Annotated in this window: 15 protein-coding genes, 1 tRNA gene and 8 pseudogenes; 13 read left to right on the forward strand and 11 right to left on the reverse strand. The window is 48.8% G+C overall.

All coding sequences use genetic code 11. The features are described 5' to 3' along the window. The first annotated feature begins 38 nt into the window (after window positions 1-38). Together AC2FAK_RS10810 and AC2FAK_RS10815 are read left to right on the forward strand one after the other, a co-directional pair. Window positions 39-722 carry an outer membrane protein gene (locus AC2FAK_RS10810; RefSeq protein ID WP_013098813.1) on the forward strand — a complete coding sequence of 228 codons (684 nt, stop codon included), beginning with the start codon at window positions 39-41 and terminating at the stop codon, window positions 720-722. 502 nt (window positions 723-1,224) lie between these two features. After that, window positions 1,225-2,463 carry an FRG domain-containing protein gene (locus tag AC2FAK_RS10815; RefSeq protein ID WP_095454878.1) on the forward strand — a complete coding sequence of 413 codons (1,239 nt, stop codon included), beginning with the start codon at window positions 1,225-1,227 and terminating at the stop codon, window positions 2,461-2,463. Between the two features lie 128 nt (window positions 2,464-2,591). On the opposite strand, the gene AC2FAK_RS10820 is transcribed toward AC2FAK_RS10815, so the two are convergent. Together AC2FAK_RS10820 and AC2FAK_RS10825 are read right to left on the reverse strand one after the other, a co-directional pair. Continuing rightward, complete coding sequence (locus AC2FAK_RS10820) at window positions 2,592-3,605, reverse strand: phage integrase (protein ID WP_095454879.1); 1,014 nt, start codon at window positions 3,603-3,605, stop codon at window positions 2,592-2,594. Window positions 3,606-3,607: 2 nt separating this feature from the next. Next, a pseudogene (locus AC2FAK_RS10825) lies at window positions 3,608-4,180 on the reverse strand (phage repressor protein CI); the annotation flags it as partial. A 123-nt stretch (window positions 4,181-4,303) separates the two neighbouring features. On the opposite strand from AC2FAK_RS10825, the pseudogene AC2FAK_RS10830 reads away from it, so the two are divergent. From AC2FAK_RS10830 to AC2FAK_RS10845, 4 genes and pseudogenes are all read left to right on the forward strand, one after another. Continuing rightward, window positions 4,304-4,562: pseudogene (locus tag AC2FAK_RS10830) on the forward strand (hypothetical protein). A 30-nt stretch (window positions 4,563-4,592) separates the two neighbouring features. Further along, window positions 4,593-5,102, forward strand: a complete 510-nt coding sequence (locus AC2FAK_RS10835) for a phage regulatory CII family protein (protein WP_095454880.1) — start codon at window positions 4,593-4,595, stop codon at window positions 5,100-5,102. Between the two features lie 34 nt (window positions 5,103-5,136). Further along, window positions 5,137-5,484 (forward strand): annotated as a pseudogene (locus AC2FAK_RS10840) (replication endonuclease); the annotation flags it as partial. A 114-nt stretch (window positions 5,485-5,598) separates the two neighbouring features. Beyond that, a pseudogene (locus tag AC2FAK_RS10845) lies at window positions 5,599-6,038 on the forward strand (DinI-like family protein). Between the two features lie 153 nt (window positions 6,039-6,191). Here the strand turns inward: AC2FAK_RS10845 and AC2FAK_RS10850 are convergent. From AC2FAK_RS10850 to AC2FAK_RS10865, 4 genes and pseudogenes are all read right to left on the reverse strand, one after another. Continuing rightward, the gene (locus AC2FAK_RS10850; protein WP_095454881.1) at window positions 6,192-6,854 is read right to left on the reverse strand and encodes an HNH endonuclease; all 663 of its coding nucleotides are present in this window, start codon (window positions 6,852-6,854) and stop codon (window positions 6,192-6,194) included. Further along, window positions 6,847-8,142: an AAA family ATPase gene (locus tag AC2FAK_RS10855; protein ID WP_095454882.1), complete on the reverse strand. Its 1,296-nt coding sequence runs from the start codon at window positions 8,140-8,142 to the stop codon at window positions 6,847-6,849. Before AC2FAK_RS10855 ends, AC2FAK_RS10850 begins: the two co-directional genes overlap by 8 nt. A gap of 489 nt (window positions 8,143-8,631) precedes the next feature. After that, complete coding sequence (locus tag AC2FAK_RS10860; RefSeq protein WP_095454883.1) at window positions 8,632-9,657, reverse strand: phage portal protein; 1,026 nt, start codon at window positions 9,655-9,657, stop codon at window positions 8,632-8,634. Next, a pseudogene (locus AC2FAK_RS10865) lies at window positions 9,629-11,170 on the reverse strand (terminase large subunit domain-containing protein); the annotation flags it as partial. The pseudogene AC2FAK_RS10865 and the gene AC2FAK_RS10860, both read right to left, overlap by 29 nt. Here AC2FAK_RS10865 and AC2FAK_RS10870 point away from each other — a divergent pair. The 5 genes and pseudogenes from AC2FAK_RS10870 to AC2FAK_RS10890 all read left to right on the forward strand — a co-directional run. Then, window positions 11,163-11,332, forward strand: a pseudogene (locus AC2FAK_RS10870) (phage tail assembly protein); the annotation flags it as partial. The pseudogenes AC2FAK_RS10865 and AC2FAK_RS10870 overlap by 8 nt on opposite strands. 32 nt (window positions 11,333-11,364) lie before the next feature. Next, window positions 11,365-11,487 (forward strand): GpE family phage tail protein, encoded by a 123-nt coding sequence (locus tag AC2FAK_RS10875; protein WP_017382998.1) that lies wholly within the window; start codon window positions 11,365-11,367, stop codon window positions 11,485-11,487. Next, window positions 11,477-12,615, forward strand: a pseudogene (locus AC2FAK_RS10880) (phage tail tape measure protein); the annotation flags it as partial. The gene AC2FAK_RS10875 and the pseudogene AC2FAK_RS10880, both read left to right, overlap by 11 nt. Next, window positions 12,567-13,121: pseudogene (locus AC2FAK_RS10885) on the forward strand (phage late control D family protein); the annotation flags it as partial. The pseudogenes AC2FAK_RS10880 and AC2FAK_RS10885, both read left to right, overlap by 49 nt. A gap of 65 nt (window positions 13,122-13,186) precedes the next feature. Then, window positions 13,187-13,405: a DNA-binding transcriptional regulator gene (locus tag AC2FAK_RS10890; protein ID WP_095454884.1), complete on the forward strand. Its 219-nt coding sequence runs from the start codon at window positions 13,187-13,189 to the stop codon at window positions 13,403-13,405. 155 nt (window positions 13,406-13,560) lie between these two features. Here the strand turns inward: AC2FAK_RS10890 and AC2FAK_RS10895 are convergent. Continuing rightward, window positions 13,561-13,636: transfer RNA gene (locus AC2FAK_RS10895), tRNA-Ile, on the reverse strand. Between the two features lie 125 nt (window positions 13,637-13,761). On the opposite strand from AC2FAK_RS10895, the gene mug reads away from it, so the two are divergent. Further along, window positions 13,762-14,268 (forward strand): G/U mismatch-specific DNA glycosylase, encoded by a 507-nt coding sequence (mug, locus tag AC2FAK_RS10900; protein ID WP_020689452.1) that lies wholly within the window; start codon window positions 13,762-13,764, stop codon window positions 14,266-14,268. Window positions 14,269-14,370: 102 nt separating this feature from the next. On the opposite strand, the gene rpoD is transcribed toward mug, so the two are convergent. From rpoD to rpsU, 3 genes are all read right to left on the reverse strand, one after another. Continuing rightward, a complete protein-coding gene (gene rpoD, locus AC2FAK_RS10905) occupies window positions 14,371-16,218 on the reverse strand; it encodes an RNA polymerase sigma factor RpoD (protein ID WP_013098777.1) in 1,848 nt (615 codons plus the stop codon). A gap of 165 nt (window positions 16,219-16,383) precedes the next feature. Further along, window positions 16,384-18,129: a DNA primase gene (dnaG, locus tag AC2FAK_RS10910; protein WP_095454885.1), complete on the reverse strand. Its 1,746-nt coding sequence runs from the start codon at window positions 18,127-18,129 to the stop codon at window positions 16,384-16,386. A gap of 116 nt (window positions 18,130-18,245) precedes the next feature. Further along, the gene (gene rpsU, locus AC2FAK_RS10915) at window positions 18,246-18,461 is read right to left on the reverse strand and encodes a 30S ribosomal protein S21 (RefSeq protein ID WP_001144069.1); all 216 of its coding nucleotides are present in this window, start codon (window positions 18,459-18,461) and stop codon (window positions 18,246-18,248) included. Window positions 18,462-18,697: 236 nt separating this feature from the next. Between rpsU and tsaD the strand changes: the two genes are divergently transcribed. After that, window positions 18,698-19,711 (forward strand): tRNA (adenosine(37)-N6)-threonylcarbamoyltransferase complex transferase subunit TsaD, encoded by a 1,014-nt coding sequence (tsaD, locus tag AC2FAK_RS10920; RefSeq protein ID WP_023620527.1) that lies wholly within the window; start codon window positions 18,698-18,700, stop codon window positions 19,709-19,711. Between the two features lie 16 nt (window positions 19,712-19,727). Here tsaD and AC2FAK_RS10925 read toward each other — a convergent pair whose 3' ends face one another. Beyond that, window positions 19,728-20,390, reverse strand: coding sequence for a LuxR C-terminal-related transcriptional regulator (locus AC2FAK_RS10925; RefSeq protein ID WP_095454886.1), 663 nt, complete (start codon window positions 20,388-20,390; stop codon window positions 19,728-19,730). Window positions 20,391-20,404: the final 14 nt, after the last annotated feature.

Raw genomic sequence — 20,404 nt, forward strand, 5'->3', positions numbered from 1 at the left:
ATGATTCGTCTCACTGACTGTTTTTCAATGGAGTGTAGATGAAGATGAAAGCAATTTTAATCGCCCTGCCTGTGGCGATGATCCCGGCTACCGTTCTGGCAGCAAATACGGAAGAAGGGTATTACGGTTCGGCAAAATACCTGCAGATTGAACAGCGTGCGAAAGAGATGGATACCAGCGCGCGTCCGGGTGTCGGGCAGTTTGTGGGCGGTAAAGAGAAAGAGCATTTTGGCGGCGCGGCGATTGCCGCAGGTTACCAGTTCGGTAACGGCTGGCGTACCGAAGGGGAATACACCTTTAAACAAAAAACGGAGTACACCAGCGGCTCCAGCACATTCGCGAACAGCTTTAACCATCTGCAGACCGAAACAGAACGACTGATGTTGAATGTCTACCGCGATTATGAACTCGGCTACGGTGTCTCTGTTTACGGTACCGCAGGGCTTGGTGTGAGCAAGATCAAAGCGGGCGGCTGGCAGGGTAACGCCGGACGTGAATACGCCTCGACCACCCAAAGCAACCTGACCTACGCGTTAGGAGCGGGCGTAAGCTACACGCCGGTTGAGCGTCTGTATGTCGATCTGGGCTATCGCTATATCGATATGGGCAAGATCGAAAGCGGATATAACAATTTCACTAACGCGCGCGGCTTAAAAGATGAGCAGATGAAAGCGCATATTGTCTCTAACGAATTTACGCTGGGTATGCGTTACGTGTTTTAACCTGTTGTGACCGTCACTGCTTTAAAACAGGGCCAACACCGTGGGAGTGCGGGGTTGGCTTTTTTATTGCGCAAACAAAAAAGCCACTCATATGAGTAGCTTAATTATATGATTCTAAAGCTAAAATTTGGTGGCCCCTGCTGGTCTTGAACCAGCGACCAAGCGATTATGAGTTATCATGATAATGCAGATATATCAGTAAGTTACATTTAAAATCAAACGGTTGTGTTATCAACCGTTATCATTGATTATAAAAGTTGCTCAGTTGCATCGCCATTTGATCGCCATTTTCGATGTTTTCCATCCTTCAGCCGGAAGGATAACTTCTGCTCTTGAAGGAAAGCTATCCCTAAGTTTCATGAGGGGTTTCAGCTCATGCTCATAGTGTGTCTGTTGTTGAGCTGGTTTATAGGAGTAAACATGCTATTAAAAATAGGGATTGAATATCACATTCAAGAGAGTATATATTTATTGCTTATTTTAAAATTATGGACTTAATGAAATGATAACTGGCGGCTATGTCAAAACAATCGAAGGATCTTATCATTTAGAATTTAGAAATAAAAGGAGAGAACGACTAATAAGTAAAAAATACAGTTCCCTTCAATCTTTGAAAAAATCATATCCTAGAATTGTTAAGGCGTTGTCAGATGGTAAGAATTATAGAAAGAAAGTTTTTGAAAATGACTCCGCTTTTTTAGCATGTTTTTCTCCTAAATTAGTAGCGTATACTTCAACATTTAAAGATTTAAAGTCTGCAATTGATTTTGCTAAAGAAATTAAGAATTTCATTTCTGATGAAAAAAACACATCTAAAATTTTTAGTACGTGCTTATCAGACCAAAGCGAAAATGTCATTAGGATAAAAAAGGTTTCCCAGTTTTTAGATGAGTTAGAAAAAATATCTTTACCACCTTCATCTATGTTTTATTTTAGAGGGCACTCGAGTTATTTATATAAAATGGAGCCGGGCGTTTACAGGAAGCCGGAGTTAATAAATAATGAGAATGTTATTTATAATGAACTTCTTGTAAGATGTCCTGATGACTTTACATATACAGCATCAACTTTTGAAACGTTAGTAAAAATGCAGCACTATTCGTTACCAACGCGATTACTAGATATTACTACTAACCCGCTGATAGCACTATATTTTGCTTGTTCATCTTATAAAACTGATTCATATGATGGAGAGGTGAAAATCCTAAATATCCCTACTGGTGAAGTTAAATATTTCGACAGTGATACTGTCACTGTAATTTCAAACATCGCAAAGCAGCAAAGAAGCTTCAGCACTGCGTGCTTGGATAATGATGATAATGATAAATTAATCCATTTCATGGATGACATCAAACGTGAAAAATCGTACTTTATAAATAGAATTAAGAAAACTACTCTGACTTCTGTTGTCTGTGTTAAACCTAAGCTCAATAACGCTAGAATCATAAGGCAGGATGGAGCTTTTCTAATTTTTGGAATTAAGTCAGACAAGTCAAAACCGGCTGAAATACCATCAGCATATCAACTCAAAAATGGTGTTAGATTTTTCATTGATAAGAATTCTAAGGAGTTAATTCTCGCTCAACTCGAAAAAATTGGTATTAATGAAGCTACCATCTATCCAGAAATAGATAAGGTCTCAACATATGTAAGCAACCGATATGGTAAGCCTGTAGACCTACGCGATGAGCAAGATGAGGTTATTGAAAACCATAAAACAGATAGCGGAAGTAGTATATAAATTTTAAACGATTCATGGGTGATTAGATTTATATAAGTATTTGCAAGGTGATGTCAGATATTTTATTTAAATGGCACCATCTTGCATAATATATGTTTTTATCGGTGAGGATATGCTGGCAGTTTATTTTATAGGGTGCTGTTGAACAATGGATTGAGTCTGACTACATCTTCTAAATGATCCGGAGCAAAGTGAGCATAGCGCATAGTCATCTTTATATCTGTATGGCCGAGTACTCGCTGTAACACCAAAATGTTGCCACCATTCATCATAAAATGGCTGGCGAATGTATGCCGCAAAACATGGGTAAGCTGGCCGGCGGGCAACTTTATCCCTGTTCTTTCCAAAGCGGCTCTGAACGCGCCATAACAATTATTAAACAGGTCCCTCTTATTTGCTTTCTTATCTTCGAGTAAAGCGTCGTGAAATTCTTGGCTTATTGGTACAGTTCGGTTCTTTTTGCTCTTAGTTTTAATGAAAGTGATTTTGTATTTAGATAGTTGTTTTTTTTGTAACCCTTCGGCCTCAGACCAGCGAGCACCAGTGACAAGGCAAATTCTTACAACTGTTTCTAAATCTCGATTTTCATGGCGTTTGCATTCAGAAAGCAGCATTGCGATCTGCTCATGTGTCAACCAGGCCATTTCCATTTCTTCAGTACGGAAAGGACGCATATTTTTTAGAGAGTTTTCGCCCTTCCATTCTCCAAGCCGGTTTAGCTCATTGAACATTGCTCTAAAGTAAACAAGTTCAAGATTGAGTGTACGTGGTGATACCTCTTTTACCCGATTTGAGCGGGCATATTCACCTTGTAACCTCTTTTCCCTATAGCGGGAAAACATTTGAGCATTGTAATCGCGCGCGAGCGGTTCCCCCATGCACACAAATGCGTGATGCATTGCTAATTGACGTTTTAAGCCATCTTTCAGAGTGATGCCGTGGGCGCTATACCACGAGTCAACTAGCTCTTTTACCGTTCGGCGATCTTCGTTCTCTTCATTCCACGGATTTTGTACGGTGTATTGTTCAAAGGCCAGCGCCTCACCTTTAGTCGCGAATTTTTTCCTAATACGTTTCCCTTTCGCTCCGTTTGGATAGAGCTCGCAAATCCAGCCGCCAGCCGAATTTTTACGTACAGCCATTGGTTAACCTCGCTGTATACACCGATCACGCGACCTAATATTTTTATTTCATCAACACCGCATTCAAAAGGCACTTTTCCACCTGCTACGTGCAATCTTCTACCCGGTAGAACCGTTAATCCGCGAATGCTCGCGGAGCCCTCTATATCAACTAGCCAAACACTATCCGAAAGAGATGCATCTTGTTCAACAAAATGCAGCTTCCCATCAGCTCGGACAGCAATACCCTGCGACATCTGCTTACTAAAAAATGATGAGTCGATGCTCAGAGTAGAACTTTTGGTGAGCTTTCCGTCACTCAGTGTGAACGACTCAAGGTTTTTTGACGAAGTTGTAGAAGAATTCACTTCATGCTGCGCGCCTTCTCCTGTTAAAAGCCATCGCAAATTTGCATCTGTTTCGAGGACGTACTGGACGGCGAAATCGTAGGAAACCGTGCCACGAGTGTATCGATTTTGTAGCGAACTGGTCGAAATATTGAAATGTCTCGCTAGTTGTATTTTTTGAGTAAATCCATACACTTGGCAAATTCTATCAAGCAACTCATCATTATTCAATTGGGTATCAAGAATCAAAGATGAGCTCATTTGGGTATTTGCTAATATCCAAATGGGTATTAATATGCGACTTGTGATTAGTTATTGATGACAATCGAAGAGCATCAATGACAATTATTTATAAACAGGGGAGCATGCAATATGGCTTCTGAAATTACAATTGTGAAAATACCGAGTGAGATTGTTTCCCCTCATGAATTTGCAGCCTTAGAGCGAGTCTCTATTGCAACCGTTCGTCGCTGGACTACAGGCGAAAATCCTTGCTTACCAATCGAGCCGCGTGTCATCAAACCTGAAACGTGCAAGCGGTATGGTCCGCATCTACTACGCGCGCTTTAAAGAAGAGCAGTTGCGTAAGGCGTTGGGTCATTCCCGTTTTCAACTCGTCATCGGCGCTTGATTCACTTTATATGAATTGTAAGGATGCAACATGTTTGATTTTCAGGTTTCCAAACATCCCCATTATGACGAAGCGTGTCGGGCTTTTGCGCTGTGTCACAATATGGCGAAGTTGGCCGAGCGTGCGGGTATGAACGTTCAAACGTTACGTAACAAGCTCAACCCGGAACAGCCTCACCAGTTCACACCGCCTGAATTGTGGCTGCTGACTGACCTGACCGAAGACTCAATCCTCATTGATGGTTTTCTGGCGCAGATTCATTGCCTGCCATGCGTGCCAGTTAATGAGCTGGCTAAAGAAAAATTGCAGTCTTATGTCATGCGCGCAATGAGTGAACTCAGCGAGCTGGCGAGCGGTGCGGTTTCTGATGAGCGCCTGACCTCCGCCCGTAAGCACAACATGATTGAAAGCGTTAACGCTGGTATTCGCATGTTGTCACTGTCGGCGCTGGCGCTCCATGCTCGTCTGCAGACTAATCCCGCTATGTCGAGCGTGGTCGATACCATGAGCGGTATTGGCGCATCGTTCGGGCTGATTTGAGGTGAGTATGCTGAAAGGTGAACCATCATTCGCATCTCTGCTTGATTTATCAAAACCGCTGAGTGGTCATGAAAGGCGATCTTTAACGAACCGGCTTAGAAAGAAAAAATCAGTATCACGGCGACAATTTATTCACGGAACTAATGAGCAAGATACCGCGATAGAGATAACTATCGATGAGATACACTTTACTACAGGCTTTAACATCAGCCGTGGTGAAGCCCTGCACCTGATGGCCAGTGGTAAAAGTTGTTTTGATGGCAAATGGCTACGCGGAACGTCCAAGGGAGAAATTTTTTCTGCAGCGCCATCGGAGCAGGATAAAGCTAGTAAAATCCTCAATCGTGTTGCAGCTTTAGCGGAAATGGCAACGAAAGAGTAAGCGGCAATATTCATCGATATCATGTACATACAGTACATTTCTTTGCGATTTTTTCTTCACACCATTTGCCGATACGTGATGCAGTGTTTTTATACAGCATCACGTTGTGGGGGGGTGGATAAAGAGTTGAGAGAGCACGTCATGATTGAGCGTGTCGAAATGATTGCGCGTCTAACGACTGAGGGGACTTGTCAGGAGTGAGACCGAGAAATTTCTTTAAATTTAATTGCGGAGATAGCAAGAGGTAACCTAATGAAAAATAATAATTTTTCTGTTGTTTTCGCCGCACCGCCTATTGATGAGCCTCTTGCAAGAGAGGGCAAAGTCAAAGTTAACATCACGTTAGATAAAGACCAGCAAATTGGCCAGCCAGTGATTGATGCCTTCCAGTGCGAATTGTCCCGGCGTATACGGTCTGTTTTCCCTCAACATGCGTTACTGTTAAAAGGGGTTCTATGACTGGCGTCGAGCTAATGGGGTTCGATAAAGATTCTGACCGCGAAGCGCTGGATAGCTTTCTTCAGAAAGTCTGGGAAGATGATAGTTGGCGTTAGAGGATTTAATATCTGAGTTGGCACTTCTAATTAGCTTTAATATTGATTCCTTAATGTAAGATATATTTTTAGTATGTGAGTTGACATTGCAATATTAAATGTGTGGTTATTTGGAGAAGCACTTCATGATTAAAATGAAGTGCTTTTTTTATTTTATAGGACATCTTGTGGGATATTTTTTTTAAATTCTTCAACAATCGATTTTATCATCGAGGAATATTCTCCATTAGAAGATGCCTCATTTTTAATGAAGTTGTTAAAGATTATTTTCCTTACGTTTAAAGGTTTCGTTGTATCTACTACATTTCTAAGGATATTCCAAGCGTCACATAACTTTTCCTTTCTTTTTTCAAGTAGTGCAGTTCTATTCAAGTCAAGAAGTAATTCAGTATTTTGACCTTTTTGAGTGAAGGTGAAAATAAGTGGCCCTGAGAAAATCATATGTTCTTCTGGTGGGTCAATATAAGGATTGATTATGGCTGTTAGATCTGGATCATTATCGGATTTGTTTTGATTGCAAATTTCACATGCCAACGTAAGATTAGTCCATTCAAAAGTTTTGTTTGAGTAGATTGACTTCGGAATAATGTGTTCAACATCTCCATGATGTATATGTAAAAGTTTGCTTTCACAGTAGACACACTTCCCATGGGTCTCTGCAATGAGTGCTTCCTTAATTTTTTTATGTCTATATTTTGTGGCTAAGGATGCTTTCGGTTTTGTATTTGAATTAATGTGTTTTAAAAGCTGGAGAGTCCATTTTTTTGAGTTGTCAAAAAGAATTTTAGGCTCTGCGCCTTTTGACATTTTAATCATGAAGTTTCCCCAGTAATGAATTTAAAGCAGCTGGGAAATGATCCTCTAACCCTGAATTTTTCAATTCTTCCCTTAGGTTTTCAAGGGTTTTATCATTGAAGTTAGTTGGTTGTATTTTCTTTATGATTGAATCAATTTCATCTTCGGCCCATTGTGGCAGGGTTACTGGTACGCCCAATACCTCACGAAGTGTTTCGCTAGCTGTTGCAGATTTATTGGTATCACCAAGAAGATGGGAATGAACCCACTTTGATTTATCTTTGTTATTAATGTTTTCATGTCGTAAAACATATATTGACGATTCTTTGACTGAGGTTACAACAAAGGGGCTATGTGTTGCTACTATAAATTGAACATTTGGAAAAGCACTGAGCAGAGAACTCATTACTGTGCGTTGCATTGAAGGATGGAGATGGTTCTCTGGCTCATCTAGCAAAACAGTAAATGATTCGTTATCTATCGAATATAAAAATATTTGCCATGCAAGATCGATAAGCGACATTAGTCCTCCTGATGAGGCGTCAATTATAAATTCGCCACTATCAGTTACGAGCACAACATCAGGAATACGGATACTTATATCTCTGAAGCCGATCTCCTTAGGTAATATATTTTTCAACATGTCTTTGAAATTATTGTAAATTGTGTTTATATCATCATTGCCCTGCACATTTGAATTTCCGGGGCCAAAAGTTGCCATTGATATAATGGCTTCTTTTATTCTATATGTTGTAGAGTATTGTGAATAGTTGTTGCTTAACAATTGATGTATTGTTTCTTGGTATGATGAATACGCATTTTGTGCTGTGATTATGTTGGTAGGTATATTTCCAACTTGTTGATATGAGGGAACGGGTCGGTGTGATCTGATGTGTAGGCCATTAAAGCCTTGGACTTGAGATATTCCGTATGGATAAGTTGCATCTATAGGTTCTTTAAATAATGCAGTGTTATAGGAAACTCCGGTGTCTCTTGGTACCCTTAATGAATAGTTTTGCTCATCAAAGGATATTGTGCCAATACGACTAAATGAATTTAGATTGGGATCTTTGCTGATGGATATTTTAGGCTTGGTTACCCCACTGCTATATACAAATCTTCTGTTGCTCGAAAGCAAAGGTGTTGCAATTAAAATCTCATTTTGACCGAAGGTGCTTGAAATTATTTTTAGCAGAGTGCTTTTCCCCGCACCATTGCTTCCGGTGAGTACGGTTAACCTAGGGTGAAACTTTATGTCGATTTTTCCGAACTGCCGCCAACCATCAATGCTTAATGTTTTTACTAACATGCTACCACCTTAGCTATTTAAAATGGTTCCAATATTAGCTCTTGCGAGGTGAGACTATCAATATAGCGATGAAAAAATACCGTATAGATCACATCAAAAAGCCAGTGGTGAACATCTATATATTTCTCTCAAAACCTCGTATTAGCTAGTTCTGAAAATATTTTGTAAGACGCATAAACATCTCTATGTTCGTGCAACATATTGCATGCGTTTTCCTCCCTTGTTGCGTTTGAATGCCGCCAGTGCCGGTGTGCCTCCGGCGTGTTCTTGCACCTGCATTAAAAACGACCCATAAAGCGGGCAGGCGAGGCAGGGATAGCACTGCGCGCCAAACGTGGCGACAGAATTTATTTTACGCGTCTGTGCGCTTCGTGGTGTCGCGCTGTTGAGTGCGGGCGGTTCATGAGGTGGTGGCGTGGTTACGCCGCTTGTGCGGCGTCTGGCTCGCTCTGAGAGGATGCCGCCCGGAGGCGGCATTTTGGGCGGAGTTTAATCAGTCTCGATGCTGTAATCCTTAAAGCGGATCACCTCTAAACCGAGCCATTCATTGATTTCCTTGAAACGCTCCTGCAACGGCGTCAGCTCGTTACGCACAAATACCCGCGCCACTTTCTCGATATCGCCCATTGAGCCGATATTTTCGGGCTTGCCGCCTATAAGCTGGAACGGTACGCGGTGCGCATCGAGCAGGTCGGCGGCGCTCACCTTTTTGATGTTGAAGAAATCATCCTTCGTGGCGACTTCACTCAGCGGCACAATCTTGATGCCATCAGGTTTCCCGTTCGGGGCATAAAAAAACAGGTTTTTAAAATTCCCAAGCCCTTTAGAGTCACGCATCGCGGAGCGCAGCGCCTCGACGTCGATGCTGCTCTGCGCCGCGTCGGTGACGTACATGATGTAACCCGCGTGCGCGCCGTTCTGGTAATACTTGCGACGAAACAGCGTGGCGGATTCATTCAGCCAGGCGGAATTAAGCGCGCTCAGGTATTCCGGCATCCCGTAGAGCTCCTGATTGATGTCGGGCTCTAGCAGATGGCAGACTGACCCGGGGGCGAACTGGTGCGGGTGCGTGAAGTCCGACACGTACCAGTAAACCCCCTCCTCGACACCCCGACGGGTGTATTTGGTCGGGGAGGTTTCAAGCTTCATAAGCTGGCCGGTAACGCTCATGCGCTTCTCAAGATAGCCATTGGCAAACACTAGATAATCGAGCACAAGGCGGCTGAAATCCTGCCGTGAAAGCAACGGATGCGGGATATAAGTGCTCGTCAGGATGTTACGCTTCACGTAAATCGGGGAGCTGTGATGCACGGCGGCGCGCAGGCTTTTCGCCAGCCCGGAGAAGTTGACCGGCGGCTCGTACCATTTGCCGTTATTGATGCACTCGACATAGTCGAGAATATCGCGGCGATCCAGAACGGGTGACGGCTCGCCAAAGGTGAACGCCTCCATTTTCTGCGGTGCACTGGCGGTCATGTCGGTCTGTTTAGGCTGTTTCTTTTGGCGTTTTTTCATCTTGGTTGATATCCAGAATCGAGGTTGAATGCATACCGCTACCTGCGGAAAGTGGCTCGTTTAACAGGGTGTGCATGGTCGCCCATGCGATATCCGCGTGGCTGGCTTCCTCACTGCGGCTGGCTTCATAGGTGGCACTGCGGCCACTGCTGGTCATGGTTTTGCGGATAGCCATGAATGACTGCGTGATGTCGGTCGCACCGGCGTCATACTCCAGACACCCGCGTCGGATGGTGTCTTTCGCTTTCAGCACCATTGCAGTTTTCATTTCCGGCGTGTAGCGGATGGCGCGCGCCGCCGGGAAGAATGAGCGCACGAGCTGGTAAACCCCCTGGCCGATGCCGGTCGCATCGATGCCGATATAGTCGACCGTGTATTTCTCGGTCAGCGCACCGATGGCCTCGGCCTGCGCGGCAAAATCCATGCCTTTCCACTGGTGGCGCTCAAGGATGCGGAACTTGCCACCGGCAACCAGTGGTGGAGCCAGCACCGCACAGCCGGCGCTGTCGCCGGTATATGACGGGTCGTAGCCAATCCAGACCGGACGCCAGTTAAACGGACGGTCGGCAAACGGTTCGAAGTCCTCCCATTCTTCCATCGCATCGACCATGCAGCGTTGCAGCTCCTCGAACGGGAATACCGACGCCTTATCGTCGACGAACTCGCACATAAACAGGTTACTGAAGTCATCCGAGCTGTTTTCCTGCTTAAGCTGGTCGAGGTTAAATAGGGTGCAGCCACCGGCGAGCGCCTGATGACTGATGTCGATGTCGACACGTTCGTCGCGGTTACTGCGGCCACGGTTAAACAGCTCGCCTGACCAGAACGGGTAAGCACCGTGCGCCAGTGTCGATGGCGTCGAAAAATAGGTGGTGCGCAGGTGTGACTGCGAGGCCATGCCCGAGGCGACTTTGCGCAGCTTCTGGAAATTGGGGATCCAGAAAATTTCGTCGACATACAGGTCGCCGTTGTGGCTCTGCGCGGTGTTGGAATTGGTCCCGATGACAATCGGGTCGCCTGACAGGTCGACGTCGACCAGACGCGCAAAGGCGATAATGTACTTACGGAACACGTAAGCCTGCGTTTTACTGGCTGATAAAAATATCTGGTTTTGCCCGGTTTTAAGGGCACGCAGGAGCGACTCGCGTGCAAAGTAGAACGTCGCGCCAATCTGGCGGGATTTCAGGATGTGGCGGATGCGGTGCTCTAACCCGGCTTTATGCCACCTGAGCTGATACTCAAACGACTGGTCGAAGAAAATCTCTTCAAGCTTTTCTATCGCTTCATCACTGAAGAAATTGCGTTTCGGCTTTTTGCGATCCCCTTTGTTGCGGCTGGCAATATTGGGATTTAAATCCACCTCGTTTTCGGTCTGGCCGTAGCGGTTCACGCGCGCAAGGCGCTCCATCTGGCGCGACAGAAAATCAGCGACTTTAAAGTCGTGCGGCGTCAGGCCGGGCTTGGCGTAAATCTGGATGAGGCGCGCCTCTAACGTCGACTCAACGCGGTTAGCCTCGCTGGCAAACTCTGACGTTGACGCGCTGATTAAGGTGCTGCCGCGTATGACTTACCCGGCACTCACCGAGCATGAAATTGCCCGTCTCGATGCCTCAGACCTGATGCAGTTCGCCGCTGAGGTGATTGGTTTTTTTTGTCGCCATCTTCGGCTCGCTGACGTTCCCCACAAAACTTTCGGTCGATGACCTGATGGCGGATATCGCGGTGATTTTTCACTGGCCGCCATCAGAGCTGTATTCCCTGAGCGTGACCGAGCTCCTCACATGGCGCGACAAGGCGCTACAGCGAAGCGGAAACCACTATGAGCAATAACGTCAGGATCGAGGTGCTGCTTAACGCAGTAGACCGGGCAAGCCGACCACTAAAAGCTATCCAGAACGCCAGCAAATCCCTCGCTGGCGATATCCGCAACTCACAGACGACCCTGCGCGACCTTAACGCGCAGGCGTCCCGAATTGACGGATTCTGGAAAGCGAGCGCACAGCTTGCCGTGACCGGTCAGTCGCTTAACAAAGCGAAACAGGAGGCCGCAGCGCTGGCCGTCCAGTTTAAAAACACGGAAAACCCCACCAAAGCGCAGGCGCGCGCGATGGAGGCGGCAAAAAAATCCGCCGCTGACCTGCACGGGCTCAGGCAGTCGGTACAGCGCCAGCGCACCGAGCTTGCACAGGCCGGGATAAACACCCGCACGTTGTCGGCTGACGAGCGTCGCCTTAAAACCAGCATTAGTGAGACAACTGCGCAGCTTAACCGGAAACGTGAGGCGCTGGCCCGGGTCAGTCAGCAACAGGAAAAGCTGAGCCGGGTTAAAGAGTGCTATCAGGCCGGAAAGAATATGGCCGGTAGCATGGCGGCGGCTGGCGCGGCGGGTACAGGTATAGCCACGGCTGGCACCATGGCCGGGGTAAAACTGCTGATGCCTGCTATTCGTTTGCACAGAAAAACTCTGAGCTGCAAGCCGTGCTCGGGGTCGACAAACAGTCGCCGGAAATGGAGGCGTTACGCAAACAGGCCAGACTGCTCGGTCACAATACCGCCGCATCTGCGGACGACGCAGCGAGTGCACAAATCATCATCGCCAAAAGTGGCGGGGATGCTGATGCCATTCAGGCGGCGACGCCGGTCACGCTGAATATGGCGCTGTCGAATCAGCGCTCAATGGAGGAAAACGCCGCCCTGCTGACAGGGATGAAATCTGCGTTCCAGCTTTCCAACGACCAGATCGCCCACATTGGCGACGTGCTGTCGATGACGATGAACAAAACCGCCGCCGACTTTGATGGGCTGAGTGATGCGCTGCCCTATGCCGCACCGGTGGCGAAAAATGCCGGGGTCAGTATCGAGCAAATCGCCGCGATGGTCGGTGCGTTGCTCGATGCGAAAATTACCGGCTCGATGGCGGGAACGGGGACCGTCATCAGTTTGCGATTGCTGACCGCGAAGCCTACACCGGCGTAACGGCGAAATGGCCACACACAAAAGACCCGAAGCCCCAAAAGCAAAAGGTGAAGCTCAAGCGCAAGCCGAAGGAGCAGCACCTGCGCGCGCTGCAACATCCAAAAGCGACAAAAACCACGTAAAAGGCCAGAGCCAAAAAAGAGCAGGAGACGCGCGAGGGCGAGTATATGGTCGGTGAGTCTGAGAACGTGCCGGAGCTGACGACCATCTACGCGACAAAGGCGCAGGCCATGCGTGCAGCTCAGGCGAAGTGGGACAAAATTCAGCGCGGAGTCGCGGAGTTTTCAATCTCGCTGGCAATTGGTCGTGCTGATTTATTTCCTGAGACACCGATAGCGGTCAGAGGCTTTAAGCGCATTATAGACGAGCAAGCTTGGATAATCAGTTGGGTGGTGCACTACCTTAACGGGAGCGGCTACACGACGGGCTTAGAGCTTGAGGTTAAAGTGTCGGATGTGGAGTATGTTAATGAAGAGATGAATAAATAAAGCATTCTCAAATTGTGAAAAATTGAGTGTCATTTATTCACTTATTGTGAGTCGAGGGCTTGATGATGTTCCATTGTCGTAAGTGCCAGCACGCAGCGCATTCTCGTACGAGTAGATATTTAAGTGAGAATACTAAAGAACGCTATCATCAATACACAAATATAAATTGCAGCTGTACATTTGCGACGATGGAGTCGGTCAAGCGTTTTATTGTTACACCTGGACCCATAACTCCTGCTCCACCTCACCCGACTGTTGGTGGTCAGCGGCCATTATGGCTGTGATAAATTCCTGCTAAGTGCCCGCCCTGTGCGGTTTTTTTATGCACTGAGGAAAGTCGCTTTATAAATTTACCGCCATTTCATCGCCACTGAAAATTAAGCCAACAAAAAAGCCACTCATGTGAGTGGCTTAATTATATGATTCTAAAGCTAAAATTTGGTGGCCCCTGCTGGACTTGAACCAGCGACCAAGCGATTATGAGTCGCCTGCTCTAACCACTGAGCTAAGGGGCCGTGGCGGTGGATTATAATGTAACTCCCCGCAGCAATCCAGCCATTCACACCCGCCTGCTGTTTTTATAAACAACGCATAATCAATCCTTTATACTTCCATGATGATGTATCAATCGGGAGTAAATATGATCAACGATATTCTGGCCCCGGGATTACGGGTGGTGTTCTGTGGGATCAACCCCGGTAAATCCTCGGCGCATACCGGTTTTCACTTTGCTCATCCGGGGAACCGCTTCTGGAAAGTGATCTACCAGGCCGGCTTTACCGACCGGTTACTCAAGCCTGAAGAGGAGCAGCATCTGCTGGATACGCGCTGCGGGATCACCATGCTGGTGGAGAGACCAACCGTGCAGGCGAGCGAAGTCAACCTGCATGAACTGCGCACTGGCGGGCGGGAACTGATTAAGAAGATCGAAGACTACCAGCCTGCCGCGCTGGCGATTCTGGGGAAACAGGCCTATGAGCAGGCGTTCAGCCAGCGCGGGGTGAAATGGGGGAAACAGGCCATCACCATCGGCGTGACGCAGGTATGGGTGCTGCCAAACCCGAGCGGACTTAACAGGGCAACGCTGGATAAACTGGTGGAAGCTTACAGGGAGCTCGACGAGGCGCTGGTGGTGCGGGGGCTTTAGGGGGCTCTGCGGCCTGATGCCTCGTCCTGGCCCTCTCTCACAGGGAGAGGGAATAAACAAAAAAAAAGCTCCCGATTGGGAGCTTTTTGCTGTTTATCTGGATTAATCGTCCAGGAAGCTACGCAGCACTTCAGAGCGGCTCGGATGGCGCAGTTTACGCAGCGCCTTCGCTTCGATCTGACGGATACGTTCGCGGGTAACGTCAAACTGTTTACCCACTTCTTCCAGCGTGTGGTCGGTGTTCATATCAATACCAAAACGCATACGCAGTACTTTCGCTTCACGGGCGGTCAGGCCAGCCAGAACGTCGTGCGTGGCAGCACGCAGGCTCTCGGTGGTGGCAGAGTCCAGCGGCAGCTCGAGGGTGGTATCCTCGATGAAATCACCCAGATGCGAATCTTCATCATCACCGATTGGTGTTTCCATGGAGATTGGCTCTTTGGCGATCTTCAGCACTTTACGGATCTTGTCTTCCGGCATCAGCATGCGTTCAGCCAGCTCTTCCGGCGTCGGCTCGCGACCCATCTCCTGCAGCATCTGGCGGGAAATACGGTTGAGCTTGTTGATGGTCTCAATCATATGCACCGGAATACGGATGGTGCGCGCCTGATCCGCGATAGAGCGGGTAATTGCCTGACGGATCCACCAGGTCGCATAGGTGGAGAACTTGTAACCACGACGGTATTCAAACTTATCTACCGCTTTCATCAGACCGATGTTGCCTTCCTGAATCAGATCCAGGAACTGCAGACCGCGGTTGGTGTATTTCTTGGCGATAGAGATAACCAGACGTAAGTTTGCTTCAACCATCTCTTTCTTCGCACGACGGGCTTTCGCTTCACCGATGGACATACGACGGTTGATGTCTTTCACCTGCTCGATGGTCAGGCCGGTCTCTTCTTCAATCTGCTGCAGCTTCTGCAGACCGCGATGCACGTCTTCTTTCACGTCGTGCAGTTTTTCAGACCACGGTTTGTTCATCGCGATAGCCGCGTTGAACCAGGTTTCGCTGGTTTCGTTGCCGGTGAAGAGGGTGATGAAGTTCTTCTTCGGCATTTTGCACTGCTCAACGCACAGCTTCATGATGATGCGTTCCTGGGTACGTACGCGATCCATCATCACGCGCATGCTGTTCACCAGGTAGTCGAACTGTTTTGGCACCAGGCGGAACTGTTTGAAGACTTCAGACAGTTTCAGGATCTCTTCCTGGGCAGCAGCGTGACTGCGACCTTTGGCTTTGATGGTGTCACGCGTCACTTCGTACTGGGTACGCAGTTCGGCGAACTTCTCACGAGCCAGTTCCGGGTCGATGCTGTTGTCATCATCGGCGCTGTCGTCATCGCTCTCTTCTTCATCTTCGTCTTCGTCGTCATCCATCTCTTCCTGAGACAGTTCAGAACCGACGTGAGTGGCGGTTGGCGCCATATCTTCTTCAGCGTTCGGGTCGACAAAACCGGTGATCAGATCGGACAGACGCGCTTCTTCCGCTTCAACACGATCGTACTGCTCCAGCAGATAGGTGATCGCTTCCGGGTACTCAGCAACAGAGCACTGTACCTGGTTGATCCCGTCTTCAATGCGTTTTGCGATGTCAATTTCGCCTTCGCGGGTCAACAGTTCAACGGTACCCATTTCGCGCATGTACATGCGGACCGGGTCAGTGGTACGCCCGATTTCAGATTCCACGCTGGACAGTACCTGTGCAGCAGCTTCTTCCGCATCTTCGTCAGTGTTGTTGGAGGTTTCAGCCAGCAACAGATCATCGGCATCCGGTGCTTCTTCCATCACCTGAATGCCCATGTCATTGATCATTTGGATGATGTCTTCGATTTGATCTGAATCGACGATATCTTCCGGCAGATGGTCATTGACCTCGGCATAGGTCAGATAGCCTTGCTCCTTACCACGTTGGACAAGAAGTTTCAGCTGTGACTGCGGGTTTTGCTCCATAAGACGGTATCCACACTTAATTCGTTTGATTGGTGTCGGCGATGGTTTGCCAACCTTTAAAGCGAGGGCGTACTTATATTTTTGCCGCTGCCTCTCAGTGCGGCTGCCGGGGGCTTCCCGATCGATATTCGGCACTTAAGCCGTTAAATACTTTTGTCTTTTTGCTTATTTCTTCGCCAGTTCCTGGTTTATCATCCAGAGCTCCCGGCGTTCTTCGCTGCTCAAACCGTGTGTGCGCTCGCGAGCAATCAACTCTTCCTGGCGCAGCTCGAGCATCGAATCAAACATATGGTTGAGTGAGTCGGTGAACGTTTTTTCTGCAATGTCCTTATCTGCTATATCGTCCCACATCGACAATTTTTCAAGGGTAGCGGCCTCTTTTGTGCCGCGATAATGTTCTAAAAGTTGTCCGGTGGTCAGACCTGGCTGAGACAAACATGTGTTGACCAGTTCTGAAAATAAGCCAAGCCCGGGCAATTTTTCGTGGTTCAAACCCGCCAGCGATGGCACTTGCGGTGCAAGTGCGGGGTTTTGGACCAGTAACCCTATCAGTATACGCATGGTTGTGCGTTTTAGCTGAGGCGCGGGGCGAACCGTGCCGTTTTCAGCCTGTTTTGGCATTAAACGTTCAAGCTGGCTGTCATCCAGAATGCCGAGCTTGTTGCCTAACTCCTGACGCAGATAGATGCGCAGCGTTTCGCCGGGCACCTGGCTGATTAACGGCAGCGCCAGCGTGCTGAGCTGCGCGCGCCCGTCAGGGGTACTTAAATCAACCTGCGGCATCAGGCTGTTAAACAAGAACGTGGAGAGCGGCTGAGCCTGCTCCATCCGCGCTTCAAACGCCGCTTTGCCCTCTTTACGCACCAGCGTATCCGGGTCTTCACCGTCGGGCAGGAACATAAAGCGTAACTGCCGCCCGTCGGTCATATAAGGTAGCGCAGTTTCCAGCGCACGCCAGGCGGCATCGCGCCCTGCGCGGTCACCGTCGTAGCAGCAGATGACGTTGTTGGTCACCCGAAACAGCAGCTGAATATGATCGGCCGTGGTGGACGTGCCCAACGAGGCCACCGCGTAATTGATGTCATACTGCGCCAGCGCAACGACATCCATATACCCTTCGACGACGAGAAGGCGCGGAGGTTCCGCATTTGCCTGCTGCGCCTCATAAAGACCGTAAAGCTGACGGCCCTTATGGAAAATGTCGGTTTCCGGGGAGTTGAGGTACTTGGGCAGGGCATCACCCAGCACGCGACCACCAAAACCAATCACCCGGCCACGCTTGTCGCGGATCGGGAACATCACCCGTTCGCGGAAGCGGTCGTAGCTTCGTCCCTGGTCGTTGGTGACCAGCATACCTGCGTCGATCAACGATTTACGATCTTCGCTATTGCCGCCAAAACGCTTTAACACGTTGTCCCAGCCGGGCGGGGCGTAACCAATAGCGAAACGCGCAATGACATCGTCGCTCAGTCCGCGCTTGTTCAGATACTGACGCGCAGGCTCAGCCGCAGAGTGCTTAAGAGACTGTTGGTAAAACGAATTCAGGCCATCCATCAGTTGATACAGCGTTTGACGCTGATGGCGCTCTATCTGGCTTGGTCCACTGCCCGCTTCATACGGCACTTCAAGGTTGTGCATCGCCGCCAGCTCTTCGACGGTTTCAACAAACTCGAGCTTGTCGTAGTTCATTAAAAAATCGACGGCATTACCGTGTGCGCCACAGCCGAAGCAATGGTAAAACTGCTTTTCACCGTTGACGGTGAAGGAGGGGGTTTTTTCGTTATGGAAAGGACAGCACGCATGGTAGTTCTTGCCCTGCTTTTTCAGCTTTACCCGCGCGTCGATAAGATCGACGATGTCGGTTCTTGCCAGCAGGTCATTGATGAAAACGCGTGGGATTCGTCCGGCCATATGCCCCAAAAGTTTTTAGCAACTCATAAACGAAAACAAGCCGCGCATTCCTTCCGGAAGCACGGCCTTACGACTATTACTCTGTCTGTCAATTGAGGACTGTCGCCCTCAACGGATTAGTACAGACGAGTACGGCGTGCGTTTTCGCGAGCCAGTTTCTTCGCGTGACGTTTCACTGCAGAAGCTTTAGCGCGCTTACGTTCAGTCGTTGGTTTTTCATAGAACTCACGACGACGAACTTCAGCCAGAACACCTGCTTTCTCGCATGAACGTTTGAAGCGACGCAGTGCTACGTCGAACGGCTCGTTTTCACGTACTTTAATTACCGGCATGTAACTCTCACCTTTGATAAATTCGGTTTGCCGCTGGCATCAACGCCAGCTTATTTCAAAATGGTGCGGAATTTTACTGCAAATGCTGCTGCTTTGTAAAGCACCGACGCGTTTTTGAAAGGGACTTTTATAAGGGGGAAGAGTATACACGAGCGGATGTCCTGGGGCGAACAAAGTTTTACATCAACCCGCCCAGGCTCTACACTGCGCGGTACTGAAACGAGGTAAAACAAGTCATGCGTGTACTGGGTATTGAAACATCCTGCGATGAAACCGGCATCGCCATTTACGACGACGAAAAAGGGCTTCTGGCCAACCAACTGTATAGTCAGGTGAAATTGCATGCTGACTACGGCGGCGTCGTGCCTGAACTGGCCTCTCGTGACCACGTGCGTAAAACGGTTCCCCTGATTCAGGCGGCGCTGAAAGAGGCCGGATTGAGCTCAACTGATATTGATGCCGTCGCCTACACGGCAGGCCCGGGTCTGGTCGGCGCGCTGCTGGTCGGTGCGACGGTGGGCCGTTCCCTGGCCTTCGCGTGGGATGTTCCTGCCATTCCGGTTCACCATATGGAAGGGCATCTTCTGGCACCGATGCTGGAAGAGAATCCGCCCGAATTCCCGTTTGTGGCGCTGCTGGTCTCTGGCGGCCATACCCAGCTGATTAGCGTGACGGGTATTGGCAAGTATGAACTGCTGGGCGAGTCGATTGATGACGCTGCCGGAGAAGCCTTCGACAAAACCGCTAAGCTGCTGGGTCTGGATTACCCGGGCGGCCCGATGCTCTCGAAAATGGCGTCGCAAGGCACGGAAGGGCGTTTTGTCTTCCCGCGTCCAATGACCGACCGTCCGGGGCTGGATTTCAGCTTCTCCGGCCTGAAAACCTTCGCCGCCAATACCATCCGCAATAACGATGACAGCGAGCAGACCCGTGCGGACATCGCTCGCGCATTCGAAGATGCGGTGGTCGATACGCTGATGATCAAGTGTAAACGCGCGCTGGATCAGACCGGCTTTAAGCGCCTGGTGATGGCGGGTGGCGTCAGCGCTAACCGTACGCTGCGTGCGAAGCTGGCGGAGATGATGCAAAAGCGTCGCGGGGAAGTGTTTTATGCGCGCCCGGAATTCTGTACTGATAACGGGGCGATGATCGCCTACGCCGGGATGGTGCGCCTGAACGCTGGCGCAACGGCGGATCTGAGCGTCTCCGTACGTCCACGCTGGCCGCTGGCGGAATTACCTGCAGCCTGAGTCGTTATCCCGGATGTCAGAAAACAATCTCAAACATCCGGGTTCTCGCAAGCAGGTAGTAAAGCTGACAATCATTTTTTACATGCAGTTTCTCCATTGCCCGTATTTTATGTGCGCTGACGGTTTTGATGCTTAAGTGCATCTGACGCGAAACATCCGTCAGGTTTCCCCATTTACAGAGTAAACGCAGCACTTCAATTTCTCGGGCTGAAAGCGACGCCTCGCTTTGAAGAAACCCTTTCACTAGCGTGGGCTCTATATAAACTTCATCTTTCATCACGCACGCGAGCGCATCCTGTAATGTCTTCTCGCTAATGGTGTGACTAATATAGGCCTTCGCACCTGCCTCTATCGCCATGCGAATAAGCTGTGGGCTTTTATACGACGCCACCAGGACAATCTTTAGCGCGGGGTATTTCTGGCTAAGCCCTTTAACCAGTTCCAGCCCGCTTACCTCCCCAGCGCGGCCTAAGGTCTGTGAGGTGTTGAGCGTATAACCAAGCAGCAGGATTTCTGGCGTTGTCTGCGTCAGTAACGTGAACAGCGCGTGTGTCGACCCGGCTTCTCCTGCCAGCAAATAGGCTGGAGCTGCATCGGAATTGCCAATACCCTCAAGCATTGCGTGAATGCCCCGACGAATCAGAGGATGCTCATCGGCTATGACAATCTTTATTAACATCGCAATCTCCAGTG

It is taken from the genome of Enterobacter cloacae complex sp. 394F7, assembly GCF_057320385.1.